Below are 14476 nucleotides of genomic sequence, written 5' to 3'. Positions count from 1 at the left end.
GTCATTCCGGGTTGACTCAAAAATCAGTCGACGCCACACTTCCTGCGTCACATGGGCCGCTGACCCTTTCTTTTTCCTGCCCTGCGGGAAGAGAGCAGGCAGCGAGCCCCTACGCAGGAGTGGCCATGTCCGCCGGCATCAACACCTACAAGACCGACCTTCGAGAGATCTTCTTCACGCTGTTCGAGCAGTTCGGCTTCGGCCAGGTGGCGGGCCAGGCGCCGTATGACGCCTGGGGGCCGGATGAGGCGAAGGCGGTGCTCACGGAGACCTACCGCTTCGCGCGCGAGGTCCTGGGGCCCCTCAACTCCGTGGGCGACCGCGAGGGCTGCCGGGTGGAGAACGGCGCCGTCTTCACGCCCAAGGGCTTCAAGGACGCGTGGAACAAGCTCTACGAGCAGGGCTTCAAGACGGTGGCGGTGAGCCCCGACCACGGCGGCCAGGGCGCGCCGATGATGCTCCAGGTGACGGTGGAGGAGATCCTCTCCGGCGCCAACACGGCGTTCAACATGTACCCGGGCCTGGCGTTCGGCGCGGCGGAGGTCATCGCCGAGTGCGGCACGCCCGCGCAGCAGAAGCAGTTCGTGGAGCGCATGCTCAACGGCACGTGGGGCGGCACCATGTGCCTCACCGAGCCGCACGCCGGCTCCGACGTGGGCGCGGCCAAGTCCACCGCGAAGCGCAACGGGGACGGCACGTACAGCATCCGGGGCACGAAGATCTTCATCTCCGGCGGCGACCACGACATGGCCGGCAACATCATCCACCTGGTGCTCGCGCGCATCGACGGCGCGCCGGTGGGCACCAAGGGCCTGTCGCTCTTCATCGTCCCCAAGCTGCGCATCAACGCGGACGGCTCCGCGGGCCAGGCGAACGACGTCACGGTGGCGTCCATCGAGCACAAGATGGGCATCAACGGCTCCGCCACCTGTGTCCTCAACTTCGGTGAGAACGACGGCTGTCTGGGCGAGCTCGTGGGCACCGTCGAGCACGTCGGCATGAGCCAGATGTTCAAGATGATGAACGGCGCGCGCATCGCCGTGGGCATCCAGGGCGTGAGCCTGGCGTCGGCCGCGTACTACAACGCGGTCGACTACGCGAAGGACCGCAAGCAGGGCTCCCACTTCACCAAGTGGAAGGACCCGTCCGCGCCCCGCGCCTCCATCCTGGAGCACCCGGACGTGCGCCGCATGCTGCTGGACATCAAGGCGCACGTGGAGGGCATCCGCGCGCTGGTCATCAAGCTGGCCATGCACCTGGACAAGGCGAAGCAGCTGGCGGGCAAGGATGACGACGCGGCCAGCTACCACAAGGGCCAGGTGGAGGTGCTGACGCCGCTGGTGAAGTCCTACGGCTCCGACCAGGCCTTCCGCCTGTGCGCGCAGGCCATCCAGGTGTACGGCGGCGCCGGCTACATCCAGGACTACCCGGTGGAGCAGTACACGCGCGACTCGAAGATCTTCTCCATCTACGAAGGCACCAACCACATCCAGGCCATGGACCTGGTGGGCCGCAAGATGGGCCAGGCGGGCGGCGCGCACTTCCAGCAGTTCATGGGAGACGTCGGCAGCTTCGTGGAAGCGCACCGCGAGCACCCGGTGCTGGGCGAGGCCGTGAAGACGCTGGCCGCCGCGCAGGAAGGCCTGATGTCCAGCGCGATGGCGCTGTTCGGCTGGTCGCAGGACCCGGGCCGCTTCCCGCTCATCCCCCTGTCCGCCAACCGCTTCCTCAACATGATGTCGGAGGTCGCCGTGGGCTGGCTGCTGCTGGACGCGGCCGTCATCGCGGAGAAGGCCGCCGCCAGCGTGGGCGCGGACCACCCGGACAAGGCGTTCTACGACGGCAAGAAGTTCAGCGCCCTCTGGTACGCGCGCAACGTGCTGCCCAACGTGGAGTACGCCGCGCGCCTCATCGCCACCGAGGACACCTCGCCCATGGACATCAGCGACGCGGCGTTCGCGTCCGTCTGAGTCCGCCGGACACCCGGCTGACGCCATGAAAAAAGGCCCTCCGGCATGCGTGCCGGGGGGCCTTTTTCCTTTCCGAGGGGGGAGGGGGGCTAGTTGCCCTCGCGCACGCCGATGGCGAGCTGCGCGAGGCCGGCCTTCTTCGCCAGCTCCATCACCTGCACCACCGTCCCGTGGGAGACGCCCTCGTCCGCCTGGACGATGACCACGGTGTCGGGGTTCTGATCCTTCGCCTTGTCGAAGGCCTGCTTCAGCTCCGCCTCCGCGACGACGTTGCCGGCGAGCATGAAGCGGCCGTCCGCCAGCACCGCCACGGACAGGTCCGTCGTGCGCGCGGTGACGTCCGCCGCGCCGCCCTTGGGCAGGTTCACCTTGAGGCCCGCCTTGGCGCCGCCGCCCGGACCCTGCTGCGTGATGACGGAGCTGGTCACCATGAAGATGATGAGCAGCACCAGCATCACGTCCGTGAGCGGCGTGATGTTGATCTCCGCGAAGCCCGCGCCTTCGACCTCATCGTCGGACGAGCCCGGCGTCTTTCCCATGGCCATGGTGGGCGTGTCTCCTTACGACGAGGCGGGCTGCGGATCCGGGCGCGGCGCGGGGGCCGCGGGGCTCTCGCGTGAAGGCGTTGGCTCTGGCAGCGGGCCGCCGGCGGCGCGCTCCTTGAGGATCTCCACGAACTCGTCGCCCAGCAGCCGCAGCTCCACGAGCACGCGGGACAGCCGCGCCTGGAAGTAGTTGTAGAAGACCATCGCCTGCACGGCGACGAGGATGCCCACCGCGGTGGCCACGAGCGCCTCGGAGATGCCCGTCATCACCGCCGCGGAGCCGCCCGTGCCGCCGGCCTCCACGTCCACGCCCAGGTCCTTGAAGGAGCGCATGATGCCGGCCACGGTGCCGAAGAGGCCCACGAAGGGCGTCGTCGAACCGATGGTCGCGAGCAGCCACAGGTTGCGCCGCAGCTTGAGCCCCACCTGGGCGCGCTCGCGCTCCACGGCGGACTCGATGCCGTTGCCGCCGGTGGCGCGGGAGCGCTCCCAGCGGTCGAAGCCGGCGAGGAAGATGTCGGCGGCCACCGCGTCGGAGCGCTCGGCGGCGGTGCGGGCCGCGGCCACGTCCCCCCGGAGGAGGTGCTTGTGGACGATCTCCCCCAGGTTTCGGGAGCGCTCGCTCACGCCCCACAGGGCGATGAGTCGTTCGATGGCCACACCCAGGGCGACCACGGAGGCACCCAGGAGGAGGGCGAGGGTGACGCCGCCCAGGCGAAGGTAATGAAGTAGATCGTTCAGGCTCATGATGGATGACCGGGCATGCGGCCCTGGCTCACACTAGGACATATGAACCGCGCAGCCGCCGCAATCTTCCTGGCCCTCCTCTGTTCGGCCTGCCCCAAACGCCTCGAGTTCGGTCCGGAAGGCCGCATCGAGGATGCCCAGACGCTCTACCAGCATGTGCGCGAGCGACAGGCGAAGGTGGTGAACCTGGAGGGCGACGCCAAGCTGCACGTGGACTCCCCCCAGGGCAGCGGCACCCTCTCCACCTTCCTCTCCATCACCCGTCCAGGGCTCATCCACCTGGAGACCTACGACTTCTTCAACCGCCCGGTCGCCTCGCTCGTCTCCGACGGGGCGCGCTTCGGCGTCTATCAGGCGCGGGACAACGTCTACCTCCAGGGCCCCGCCAGCGCGGAGAACGTGTCGCGCTTCCTGCCTGTCGTCCTGCCGAGCGAGGAGCTGGTCGCGGTAATGCTCGGGCAGGTCCCCCTCCTGCCGCCGGAGTCCATGACCCTGGCGCTGGATGAGAAGGAGCGCGTGTATGTGCTGAAGCTCCAGCGGGGGCCCGCGACGCAAACACTCCGCGTGGATCCCAAACACCTGCGCGTGGTGAAGAGCGAGGTGAGAGGTGTGCCGGGCTACGACCTGGCGTTCGAGGACTTCCAGCAGCGCGGCGAGCTGTTCTTCCCCGACAAGGTCCACCTCATCGCCGCGTCGGCGGACACACGGCTGGACCTCCGCTACACGGACATCCGCCTCAACGGCCGGCCGGACCTGACGCTGTACGAGCTGACGGCACCCGAGGGGGCGAAGGTGGTGAACGTCGACGCGCGGGGCCAGGAAGTCCGGGGCCGGGACACGGTGTCGCCGCCGCCCCCGGCGCCGGGTTCCTGAGCTTCCAGGCGTCGAAAGGCAGCGCCCCGGCTCAAACCGGGTACTATGGCGCGCACGACATGGCACAGATCAAGCTTGGAGAACTGCTGATCAAGGCGAACGTCCTGCAGGAGAGCCAGCTCAAGGCGGCGCTCGCCGAGCAGGCCAAGTGGGGCGGGAAGCTGGGCGAGATCCTCGTCCGGATGAACCTCGTCTCCGAGGACATCCTCGTGCGCGCCTTGTCGAAGCAGCTCGGCATGCCGGCGGTGAACCTGGACGCCGTGCAGGCGGTGCCGCCGCACGTGAAGGCCAAGATTCCCTCGCAGACGGCGCGCGACTTCTCTGTCGTGCCCCTGCAGCTGCGCGACGACGGCAAGACGCTGGTGGTCGCGATGTCGGATCCGCTCAACGTGCGGGTGCTGGACGAGCTGCGGGCCCTGTCCAAGTGCCGCATCGTGGCCAACGTGGCGGGGCGCACGTCCGTGGCGCGGGCGTTCGCGCGCCTCTACGAGGAGTCGGCGGAATTGGAGGACGCGGACACCAACTTCAAGGTGGTGGACGCCCAGGGCCGCACCGTCGTGAAGAACCTCAAGGACCTGGACCCGGCCGCCGCGGTCGCTGCGTCCGCGCCCGCCCGTCCCGCCCCCGCGCCGGCCCGTCCGCCGCCTCCCGCGGAGGCGCCTCGCGCGGCGGCCTCCGGAAGTCCCGCGGAGCTGCTCAAGAGCGTGGAGGACGTGCAGCGCAAGGAGGTCGCGGCGCTCAAGGCCATGGTGGAGCTGCTCATCGAGAAGGGCGTTTTTTCCCGCGAGGAATACCTCGCCAAGGTCAAGCGGTAGCCCCCGGCCATGCGCAAGAAGATTGGTGAACTCCTCGTCCAGGCGGGCGTGGTCACGGACGAGCAGGTGAAGCAGGCATTGGCCTCCGGACGGCGCGGCCAGGGCCGCAAGCTGGGCGAGGTGCTGGTGTCCATGGGCCTGTGCACCGGCCGGGACATCGCGCGGGCGCTGGCGGCGCAGCACGAGCTGCCCTTCGTGGAGATCCCCGAGTACATCCCGCACGCGGTGTCCTCGCTGGTGTCCATGGATTTCCAGACCGAGCAGCGCGTGCTGCTCTTCGCGCTGGAGCAGGACGGCCGCAGCGAGAAGCTCCACGTGGCGGTCGAGGACCCGGGCAACCTGAACCTGGTGGACCAGCTGCGCTTCCAACTGCGCAAGCAGCTCAAGGTCTTTGTCGCCGCTCCAGACGACCTGGAGCAGGCGCTCGCGCGCGGCCGGGGAGAGCCCCTGGACATCGTGGAGGCAGAACCGATGGACATGGACGAGGACGATTCGCCGGACATCCTGCCGTCGACGCCGGCGCCCGCCGCCGCGCGTCCCTCGTCGGCGCGCCCGCCCGCGCCTCCGCCGCTGGACTGGGACCTGCCCCCGCCGCCGCCCCACGAGTCCTCCGCGGACGGCGCGGAGGTGCTGGAGGACATCCTGGGCTCCAAGCCCCGGCCCGCCGCCAGGCCCCCGCCGCCGCCCGCCGCCGCGAGGCCTCCGCCCCCGCCGCCGCCCTCGGAGGCGGACGCGGATCCCAACAAGCCGCGCGTGCCGGTGGTGCTCTTCGGCGGCGCCGCGCAGGGCGTGAAGCCGTCGGTGGCGCTCACGCCCAAGCCGGACTTCTCCGAGGAGGACCTGGCGGTGCTGGACGACATCGACCGCATCTCTCGCGGCGAGGAGGCCAGCCTGGACACGGAGAAGGTGAAGCCCGCGCGCATGGTCGCGAGCCTCATCCGCCTGCTCATCCGCAAGGGGCTCATCCAGGAGGCGGAGTTCCTGGAGGAGCTGGCCCAGAAGTGACCGGCGTCGCGCCGTCCCCGGACGCCGGGGCCCCGCTCCTGGACGTGCGGGGCCTCACCACCCAGCTGTCGCTCGCGCGCGGCACGGTGCGCGCGGTGGATGGCGTGTCCTTCAACGTCCCTCCGGGCGGCACGCTGGGGGTGGTGGGGGAGAGTGGCTGCGGCAAGAGCCTCACGGCGCTGTCGGTGATGCGGCTCGTGCCCGAGCCCCCCGGCCGCGTGGTGGGCGGCGAGGTGCGCTTCCGGGGAGAGGATCTGCTGGCCCTTCCCGAGCGGGAGATGCGGCGCGTTCGCGGCCGGCACGTGGCCATGGTGTTCCAGGAGCCGATGACGTCGCTCAACCCGGTGTTCACGGTGGGCGAGCAGATTGGCGAGGGCGTCCGGTTGCACCTGGGCGCCACCCGTTCCCAGGCGCGCGAGCGCGCGGTGGAGATGCTCCGACAGGTGGGCATCCCCGCGCCCGGCGAGCGCGTGGACGCGTACCCGCACCAGCTCTCCGGAGGCATGCGCCAGCGCGTGATGATCGCCATGGCGCTCGCGTGCGACCCGGCGCTGCTCATCGCGGACGAGCCGACCACGGCGCTGGACGTCACCATCCAGGCGCAGATCCTCGAGCTGCTCAAGCGGCTCCAGGCCGAACGCCACATGGCGGTGATGCTCATCACCCACGACCTGGGCGTGGTGGCGGGGAGCTGCGACGCGGTGGTGGTGATGTACGCGGGCCGCATCGTGGAGCAGGCCCCGGTGCGGGAGCTGTTCGCCCGCCCCGCGCACCCGTACACCGCGGGCCTGTTGCGCTCCATCCCATCCCTGCACGACGCGGGGGCGGCGGAGGGCGGACGCCAGCGCCTCAAGGCCATCCCCGGCATGGTGCCGTCGCTGGGCGCGCTGCCGTCCGGGTGCGCGTTCCGAGACCGCTGCGACCGGGCCAGCGAGCTGTGCGCCCGCCTCACGCCCGCGCTGGAGTCGAAGCGCGGAGGCCAGTGGGCCGCCTGCCACCACCCGGTGCCCGCGCCATGAGCGAGCCGCTGGTCCAGGTGCGCGACCTGAAGGTGCACTTCCCGGTGCGGGGCGGCTTCCTGGGGCGCACGCGCGGCACGGTGCGCGCGGTGGACGGCGTGTCCTTCGAGGTCGCCCGGGGTGAGACGCTGGGCCTGGTGGGGGAGAGCGGCTGCGGCAAGAGCACCCTGGGGCGCGCGCTCCTGCGCCTCATCGACCCGACGTCCGGCTCCATCCGCGTGGAGGGTCGCGAGCTGACCGGCCTGTCGCAGCGCGAGCTGCGGCCGCTGCGCCGCCGCATGCAGCTGGTCTTCCAGGATCCGTACGCGTCCCTCAACCCGCGCATGACGGTGGGGGACATCCTCGCGGAGCCCTTCGCCATCCACGGGCTCGCGAAGGGCCGGGCGCGCGAGGACGAGGTGCTGGCGCTCCTGGACGCCATGGGCCTGCCCCGCGAGGCGCGGCACCGCTACCCGCACGAGTTCTCCGGGGGCCAGCGCCAGCGCATCGGCATTGCACGTGCCATCGCGTTGCGCCCGGAGCTGGTGGTGGCGGACGAGCCCATCAGCGCGCTGGACGTCTCCATCCAGGCGCAGATCGTCAACCTGCTGGTGGACCTGCAGCGCGAGCGCGGCCTCACCTACGTCTTCATCGCGCACGACCTGAAGATCGTGGAGTACGTGTCCACGCGCGTGGCGGTGATGTACCTGGGCCGCATCGTGGAGGTGGCGCCGTCGCGCGCGCTGTACTCCGGGCCGCGCCACCCGTACACGCAGGCCCTGCTGTCCGCGGTGCCGGTGCCGGACCCGGAGCGGCCTCGCGCCCGGCTGTTGCTGCCGGGGGAGCCGCCCTCGCCGCTGTCTCCGCCCGCCGGCTGTGCGTTCCACCCACGCTGTCCCCACGCGATGGAGCGCTGCCGGCGCGAGTCGCCCCCGCTGTACCCGCTGGGGGGAGGCCACGCCGCGGCGTGCTTCCTGGCGGAGGGGGATGCCCGTCCCGCGTGGGAACCCCCCACTGTCTCCGCGTCTGGAGGAGGTGCCGGTGTTCTGGCTCAGCCATCATCACCCGGATGAATACAACCGCACCTATGTGCTCGCGGGCGCGCGCGTGTGCGCGCGGTGCCTGGGCACGTACCCGGTGCTCGCCGCCGTCTTCCTGGGGCTGTTCGCGCTGAAGGCGCCGCTCCAGTGGTCGTGGGATGTCCCGGTGGGACTGGGCCTCACGCTGCCCGCGCTGCTGGACTGGGCGGTGGGGCGGTTCCGGCCCGCGTCGGGTTCCAACGCGGTGCGCACGCTGACGGGCGTCCTGTTGGGGGCGGGGCTTGGCCGCTCGCTGCATGTCCACGTGCAGCACCCGCTCCCCGCGGTGCTGTTGGCGCAGGCACTTCTGGTGACAGGGGTGGCGGTCCCTGTCATTCTCGCCACTTACCGGCGGCCACGGCCGGAATAGACCTTTCGCGCACGGCTGTCCGTTACAGGCGGTGGGCGGCGAAGGGGATGGCACCCGTGGCTTCATGGGCACTGGGGGAAGTTTGGCACCCGAAACCTCAGACGAGCATCTGATGCTCGCCTTCCAGGCGGGAGACGCGCGTGCGTTCGAGGCGCTGGTGCGAAAGCACCGCGCGCCGGTGTTCAACTTCATCCTGCGCTTCGTCGGGCACCGGGCGCGGGCGGAGGACGTGCTGCAGGAGACGTGGCTCAAGGTGGTCCGCAGTGCCCGGGAATACGCGCCGAAGGCCCGGTTCACGACCTGGCTGTACACCATCGCGAGGAACCTCTGCGTGGACAGCACGCGCAAAGAGAGCTACCGCCAGGCGACGTCCCTGGAGGCCCCCGCGGCCGGTGCGGACGGGGACGAGGGACGTCCGTTGGGCGAGGGGCTGCCGGACGCCGGTGCCAGTCCGGAGCGCGGCGCGCACAACGCGCGCCTGCGGCCCCTGCTGGAGCGGGCCCTCGCGGGGCTGCCGGAGGAGCAGCGCGAGGTGTTCGTGCTGCGGGAGTACAGCGGCATCCCGTTCAAGGAGATCGCCGAGGTGACGGGCGTGTCCGAAAACACGGTGAAGAGCCGGATGCGTTACGCGCTGGAGGGCTTGCGCCGCCGCCTGGGCGAGCTGGGTGTGGATGGCGACCTGTCGGAGGATGGAAGGACGGTGGCGGGATGAGTGCCCAGAATGCTCACGCGCACGAGGACCGGCTCCTCGACTTCGCCTACGGCGAGCTTCCGGCGACGGAGGCCCAGGCGTTGGAGCAGCACGTCCAGGGCTGTGTGCGCTGTTCCAAGGCGCTGGCGGACATCCGCGGCGTGCGCACCACCATGGCGCAGCTGTCGACCGAACCCGCGCCGGACGCGGGCCTGGAGTCGCTGCTCGCGTACGCCCAGCAGTCCGCGCGCCGCGCCTCCGCGGGGCCGGAGCCGAAGCCCTCGCGCTGGCGCCGCTGGCTCTTGCCCGCGGTGGGCCTGGCCACGGTGAGCACCTTCGGCATCCTGTCGCTGGAGGTCAACGAGGGCCTCCACCTGGAGCCGAACCTGGCGCAGAAGACCGCGAGCCCCGCGAGGGCCCCGGCGGAGGATGAGACCCGCACGCTGGGCAAGCGCGAGCCGAAGTCCGCGCCCGCCTCCGCGCCCGCGCCGATGGGGAGGAGTTACACCCCGCGGAGCGATGACCTGCTGGCGGCGGCTCCGGCCTCCGAGGCGCTGAAAGACGCGCCCGCACGGAATCAGGCGGATGCGCAGCTCAAGGGCAATGCCGCGGGCCGTCCGTCGGATTGGATGAACGCGGGCGGTGGAGGCGCGATGCTGGAGCGCCGACGTGAGGGGCCCGCGCCCACGAAGAAGCTGTCCAAGGCCCAGGACGCGGACGGCGAGTTCGCGGCGCTCGAGCCGGCACAGGCCCCGAAGGAAGAGGCGGCCGGCGCCGTGTATGGCGGGAAGGACGCACGCTCCACCTCGGACTCCGCGTTCGACCAGGCAGGGGGAGGCACGGACAAGGCCCAGGTCGCGAAGCGCGACTCACTGCGGCTGGGCGGTGCGTCCTACGGGCGCGGGCTCGCGTCCGACGATGCCGCCGCCATGGGAGAGGCCGCGCCGCCGCCTCCGGCGCCGGTGGCCTCCGCGCCCATGGCGCAGGCCGCTCCCGCGACGCCTTCCGCCACCGGCGCGGTCAGCACCTCGAAGCAGGCCCCGGCCCGTGCGGTCGCCGAACCGGTCAAGGAATCGGCCCGCACGGAGGTCGCGAAACCCAAGTCCATGGAGAAGCAGGCCCCGGCCGGAGCGACGACGTCGCGCGAGCTGGCGCGTCAGGCGCAAGCCGCCGCGAACCAGGGAGATCGCGTCCGGGAGGCTCAGCTGCTGCGCGCCGCGCTCGCGGCCGGACCCAGTGGCGGTGAGCGGCTGGACCTGCTTTCGCGGCTGTGCGATTCGGAGTCCGCTCAGGGCCAGAGCGACGCCGCCGCGGTCGTCTGCGCCCAGGTCGTCCACGAAGCCCCCGAGTCCGGCGCCGCCCAGATGGCCCAGCGCCGCATGCGCAAGGCCGCGCCCATCATGGCGCCCGCCGCCAGCACGAAGCTGCCCGCCAGCGAGCCGGTGCCCACGGAGTAGGGGAGGGGGCCGCCGCGCTTTCTCCGGCGACGGTCCACATGACCGATGCGGCGCTCCCCCGGGCCGTGGATGATGCGACCATGAGGCCGGACGTGGATCATCCCCCCGTGAACACTCCCCGGAAGTCGTCGAAGCGCTCCCCGCGCAGGGCCCGCCGTGGCCAGGCGATGGTGGAGTACTCGATGATCAACTGGGTGTTGATCGTCGCGCTCGTCGTCGGCGCCACGGTGAAGGTCCGCTGGAGCGAGGACAAGCAGACCAACGTCATCGACCTCTTCCTCGAGGCGTACCAGATTTATTACGACTCGTTCTACTTCGTGCTGAACCTGCCGTTCCCCTGAGGGACGGAGGCCACGGATCCGGCCGCGTTTCGCGCCGTCCCCCCGGGGGTGGACAGGCGCCGCGGCCTCCCAGGCGTCCAGGGATTCCGCTTTGTCACGAGAGGTGGTTTTGACACCTGCTCTGGGGCATGGCTAACATCTTCACTCGTTCGCGCCCTGGCATTGCCCCCTCGTCCAAAGCAGTCCTGCCGCCACGACGGCGCCCCACCGTTCTGGAGGACCTTGAACCATGTTGAAGGGTAAGACCCCGCTCGTCGTCGCGCTGGTGCTCGGTTTGCTCGCCGGCATCGTGGCCTACTCGGCCATCAAGAAGAAGGAATCGGATGTGCGTCGCGGGTGGAACCTGGTGCCCGTGGTGGTGGCGGGCCAGGACATGCCCGAGGGGTCGGTCATCACGTACGAGATGATCTCCCAGCGCTCCGTGCCGGAGCAGTTCGTCACCTCGTCGGTGGTGAAGCCGGACTCCGCCAACTACATCGTGAACCAGAAGGTGCTCGTGGCGCTGCAGGCCGGCGACCCCATCCTCTGGAGCCAGTTCGAGACGACGAAGGCCGCCGAGCGCCTGTCGACGAAGGTGCAGAAGAAGGCGCGCGCCATCACCATCGAGGCGAAGCTGACCACGGCCGTGGGCGGGTGGATCCGTCCCAACGACCACGTGGACATCATCGGCACGTTCCGCGATCCGCAGACGGATGAGAGCGTCGCGGTGACGCTGCTGCAGAACATCATCGTGGTCGCCACGGGCAAGATCACCGGCACCACGAACATCAACCTCATCCCGGAGAACCAGCGCGACTACAACAACGTGTCGCTGATGGTGCTGCCGGAAGAGGCGGAGATCCTGGTGCTGGCGGCGGAGCTCGGACAGCTGACCCTGTCGCTGCGCAACGAGGACGACGTGGACCTCATCGAGGAGCGCGGCCGCGCGACCATCAGCACGCTGCTGTCCGGCGAGCGCACCCGCGTGCTGGAGCAGAAGCGCCGGGAGATCATCCAGATCATCAAGGGTGGCGGCAGCGACAAGTCGGCGGCTGGCTCGCCGTAGTCCGCCGCGTGGGGCCGCTTCCCTCACGGGTGAAGCGGCCCCGCCGACCCCTCCCTCTTCCCCCGGGGATTCGCGCCCATGCTCGCAGGTATCGTCCTCCTTCTCGTCACCGGCTCGGTGTTCTTCTTCAGCCTGGTGATCTTCAGCGTCCTGTCGAAGGCGTATGAGCAGTACCAGGAGCGCTACGTCGCCAAGTCGATGAACGACTTGAGCGACATGTTCCTCTTCATCGACGCGCGGCAGATGTTGATCCTCAACATCGCGTGCATGTGCCTCCTGGGCATCCTCAGCTACATCGTCTTCAACCCCATCCTGGCGGTGCTGGCGACCATCTTCGGCTTCTTCCTGCCGATGCTGCTCGTGAAGCACTACCGCACGCGCCGCATCAAGAAGTTCAACGTGCAGCTGGTGGACGCGCTGCAGGCCATGGCCAACGCGTTCAAGGCGGGTCTCACGTTCCCGCAGGCCATCGAGCACGTGGCGCGCGAGGCGATGCCGCCCCTGTCGCAGGAGTTCGGCCTCTTCGTGAAGGAAGTGAAGCTGGGCGTTCCCCTGGAAGAGGCGCTCGTCAACATGGGCCGCCGGGTGGGCAGCGATGACCTGGAGCTGGTGGTGGTGTCCACCAACATCGCGCGCCAGCTGGGCGGCAACATGGCGGAGATGTTCGAGACCATCTCCACGGTGATCCGCGAGCGCTTCCGTCTGGAAGGCAAGATCGACGCGCTGACGTCCCAGGGAAAGCTTCAAGGGTGGATCGTCGCGGCCATGCCTGCGGTGCTGGGCCTGGTCCTCAACTACATGCGTCCGGACCTGATGGAGCCGATGATGAATCACATCTTCGGCTACATCCTGGTGACCATCATCGCCATCATGGAGATCATGGGCATCCTCATCATCCGGCGCATCGTCAACATCGACATCTGAATCGAGGCGCACCGTGCAGGATTTCCTGACATTCTTGCTGATGGGCGGCTCGGCACTGCTCACTGCGGGCGCGGTGGCGTTCCTGGGCGTCGGCCTCTACACCAACGTCCTCGAACGCTTCCTCACGGAGGTACGTGACGAGTCCGCGGGTGGCGTGAAGGGCGCGGGCTCCGTCGCCGTCCGCAAGCTGGGCGCGATGAACCGGCGCTTCATGTGGCCGGGCTACGAGTCCAAGACGCGCCGCAAGCTGATCAAGGCGGGCGAGCCGTCGCAGTACAAGCCCGAGGACATCATGGCGCTGCAGGAAGTCAGCGCCTTCTTTGCCCTGCTGGCGGGCCTCTTCGTCGTCAACGGCCTTGGCGGCAACCTGGCCTGGTCGCTGCTGGTGATGCTGCTGGGGCTCTTCTATCCGCTCATCTGGTTGAACGATCAGGTGAAGCGCCGCCACCTGGCCATCAGCCGCGCGCTTCCGTACAACCTGGACCTGCTCACGCTGTCGGTGGAAGCGGGCATGGACTTCACGGGTGCGCTCGCGAAGGTGGTGGAGAAGGGCCGCCAGGGGCCGCTGCGCGAGGAGCTGCAGCTGGTGCTCAAGCAGCTCAAGATGGGCAAGACGCGTGAGGAAGGGCTCAAGAGCATGATTGCTCGCGTGGACCTGCCGTCGTTGACGACCTTCGTCACGGCGCTGATCCAGGCGGACAAGATGGGCACGAGCCTGGGCAAGGTGCTGCGCATCCAGTCCACGCAGATGCGCATCGACCGCACGCAGCGCGCGGAGAAGCTGGCCGGCGAGGCGCCGGTGAAGATGCTCTTCCCGCTCATCGCCTGCATCTTCCCGACGGTGTTCATGGTGCTCTTCGGGCCCATCGTGTTCCAGTTCATGTTCGGGAACGTCGGGGGCTAGTCCTCTGCCCATCCTGCTCACCATCACCCAGGGGCTCCAGGTTGGACGGGAGCTCGCCTTCGAGCAGGCCGAGGTCAAGATCGGCCGGACCTCGGAGAATGACCTGGTGCTGCATGACCATGGTGTCTCCCGGCGGCATGCACGCATCACGGCGCGGGATGGGCGCTACTTCGCCGAGGACGTAGGCAGCGCGAACGGCACGCAGCTCAACGGCCAGCCGCTGGCGGGCGAGAAGCAGCTGCGTGACGGGGATCGCATCACCGTCGGACCGGTGGAGTTCACCTTCGTGTGGATGCCGCCGGACGACGATGACGATGTGACCCGGCCCATCCGCAGGGTGCTCGCGCCGCCGCACGCACGGGTGTCGCCCCAGGGCGTGGAGCAGGCCGCGCTCGCGGAGATCGAAGCGGCGCCCACGAGCTACCAGCAGTCCATGCCCGCGATGGCGCGTCCGGCGTTCGCGCCGAGGCCCGGGATGGCCGTGCCCGCCGCGAAGGGTGGGGCGATGTCGGAAGCTCCGCCCGCCACGCCGAAGCAGCCCGAGGTCCGGGTGCCGCCGCCCAAGCGCCCCTCCGCTCCGGATCTTCCGGCGGTCGGTGCTCCCACTCCGGCTCAACCAGGGGCAGGCGCCGCGACGCCGAACAGGGCACCCACGGGCGCTCCCTCGATGGGGGGGGGGGGTCCGGGAGCTTCGGCGGGTACGTCCACGGCC

General features: G+C 69.8%; 17 protein-coding genes and 1 pseudogene. 14 read left to right on the top strand and 4 right to left on the bottom strand.

The window, feature by feature from the left end; translation table 11 throughout:
- Nucleotides 1–125 precede the first annotated feature (125 nt).
- Complete coding sequence (locus FOF48_RS12395) at nt 126–1970, top strand: acyl-CoA dehydrogenase (RefSeq protein WP_143901143.1); 1845 nt, start codon at nt 126–128, stop codon at nt 1968–1970.
- Between the two features lie 89 nt (nt 1971–2059).
- Here FOF48_RS12395 and FOF48_RS12390 read toward each other — a convergent pair whose 3' ends face one another.
- On the bottom strand, nt 2060–2515 hold the full coding sequence (locus tag FOF48_RS12390) for a biopolymer transporter ExbD (RefSeq protein WP_143901141.1): 456 nt from the start codon (nt 2513–2515) through the stop codon (nt 2060–2062).
- 15 nt (nt 2516–2530) lie between these two features.
- Nucleotides 2531–3262, bottom strand: a complete 732-nt coding sequence (locus FOF48_RS12385; protein WP_143901139.1) for a MotA/TolQ/ExbB proton channel family protein — start codon at nt 3260–3262, stop codon at nt 2531–2533.
- Nucleotides 3263–3304: 42 nt separating this feature from the next.
- Here FOF48_RS12385 and FOF48_RS12380 point away from each other — a divergent pair, with 42 nt between their 5' ends.
- The 13 genes and pseudogenes from FOF48_RS12380 to FOF48_RS37035 form a co-directional block, all read left to right on the top strand.
- Nucleotides 3305–4135 (top strand): DUF4292 domain-containing protein, encoded by an 831-nt coding sequence (locus tag FOF48_RS12380; RefSeq protein ID WP_143901137.1) that lies wholly within the window; start codon nt 3305–3307, stop codon nt 4133–4135.
- 59 nt (nt 4136–4194) lie between these two features.
- On the top strand, nt 4195–4950 hold the full coding sequence (locus FOF48_RS12375; RefSeq protein ID WP_143901135.1) for a general secretion pathway protein GspE: 756 nt from the start codon (nt 4195–4197) through the stop codon (nt 4948–4950).
- Nucleotides 4951–4959: 9 nt separating this feature from the next.
- On the top strand, nt 4960–5955 hold the full coding sequence (locus tag FOF48_RS12370; RefSeq protein WP_143901133.1) for a general secretion pathway protein GspE: 996 nt from the start codon (nt 4960–4962) through the stop codon (nt 5953–5955).
- Nucleotides 5952–6974 carry an ABC transporter ATP-binding protein gene (locus tag FOF48_RS12365; RefSeq protein ID WP_143901131.1) on the top strand — a complete coding sequence of 341 codons (1023 nt, stop codon included), beginning with the start codon at nt 5952–5954 and terminating at the stop codon, nt 6972–6974. The genes FOF48_RS12370 and FOF48_RS12365 overlap by 4 nt, the downstream gene beginning before the upstream one ends.
- The gene (locus tag FOF48_RS12360) at nt 6971–8026 is read left to right on the top strand and encodes an ABC transporter ATP-binding protein (RefSeq protein WP_186001881.1); all 1056 of its coding nucleotides are present in this window, start codon (nt 6971–6973) and stop codon (nt 8024–8026) included. The genes FOF48_RS12365 and FOF48_RS12360 overlap by 4 nt, the downstream gene beginning before the upstream one ends.
- Nucleotides 7995–8402 (top strand): DUF2085 domain-containing protein, encoded by a 408-nt coding sequence (locus FOF48_RS12355; protein WP_143901127.1) that lies wholly within the window; start codon nt 7995–7997, stop codon nt 8400–8402. The genes FOF48_RS12360 and FOF48_RS12355 overlap by 32 nt, the downstream gene beginning before the upstream one ends.
- A 64-nt stretch (nt 8403–8466) precedes the next feature.
- A complete protein-coding gene (locus tag FOF48_RS12350; RefSeq protein WP_143901125.1) occupies nt 8467–9114 on the top strand; it encodes an RNA polymerase sigma factor in 648 nt (215 codons plus the stop codon).
- Nucleotides 9111–10550 carry an anti-sigma factor gene (locus tag FOF48_RS12345; RefSeq protein WP_143901123.1) on the top strand — a complete coding sequence of 480 codons (1440 nt, stop codon included), beginning with the start codon at nt 9111–9113 and terminating at the stop codon, nt 10548–10550. The genes FOF48_RS12350 and FOF48_RS12345 overlap by 4 nt, the downstream gene beginning before the upstream one ends.
- A gap of 107 nt (nt 10551–10657) precedes the next feature.
- Nucleotides 10658–10891, top strand: coding sequence for a hypothetical protein (locus tag FOF48_RS12340; RefSeq protein WP_143901122.1), 234 nt, complete (start codon nt 10658–10660; stop codon nt 10889–10891).
- Between the two features lie 229 nt (nt 10892–11120).
- The gene (cpaB, locus tag FOF48_RS12335; protein WP_143901120.1) at nt 11121–11936 is read left to right on the top strand and encodes a Flp pilus assembly protein CpaB; all 816 of its coding nucleotides are present in this window, start codon (nt 11121–11123) and stop codon (nt 11934–11936) included.
- 78 nt (nt 11937–12014) lie between these two features.
- On the top strand, nt 12015–12860 hold the full coding sequence (locus tag FOF48_RS12330; protein ID WP_143901118.1) for a type II secretion system F family protein: 846 nt from the start codon (nt 12015–12017) through the stop codon (nt 12858–12860).
- Between the two features lie 13 nt (nt 12861–12873).
- A complete protein-coding gene (locus FOF48_RS12325) occupies nt 12874–13764 on the top strand; it encodes a type II secretion system F family protein (protein ID WP_143901116.1) in 891 nt (296 codons plus the stop codon).
- A gap of 4 nt (nt 13765–13768) precedes the next feature.
- Nucleotides 13769–13993 (top strand): annotated as a pseudogene (locus FOF48_RS37035) (FHA domain-containing protein); the annotation flags it as partial.
- On the opposite strand, the gene FOF48_RS37030 reads toward FOF48_RS37035, so the two are convergent.
- Both FOF48_RS37030 and FOF48_RS36440 read right to left on the bottom strand, forming a co-directional pair.
- Entirely contained in the window at nt 13930–14181 is a 252-nt protein-coding gene (locus FOF48_RS37030) for a hypothetical protein (RefSeq protein WP_255442104.1), read from the bottom strand. The pseudogene FOF48_RS37035 and the gene FOF48_RS37030 sit on opposite strands and share 64 nt — an antisense overlap.
- Before the next feature lie 3 nt (nt 14182–14184).
- Nucleotides 14185–14328, bottom strand: coding sequence for a hypothetical protein (locus FOF48_RS36440; RefSeq protein ID WP_161664666.1), 144 nt, complete (start codon nt 14326–14328; stop codon nt 14185–14187).
- Between the last annotated feature and the right edge of the window lie 148 nt (nt 14329–14476).

The sequence above is a fragment of the Corallococcus sp. Z5C101001 genome, assembly GCF_007352635.1.
GTDB classification, from domain to species: domain Bacteria; phylum Myxococcota; class Myxococcia; order Myxococcales; family Myxococcaceae; genus Corallococcus; species Corallococcus silvisoli.
Note: the sequence above shows the minus strand (reverse complement) of the source record. Positions and strands in the feature narration are given on the sequence as shown.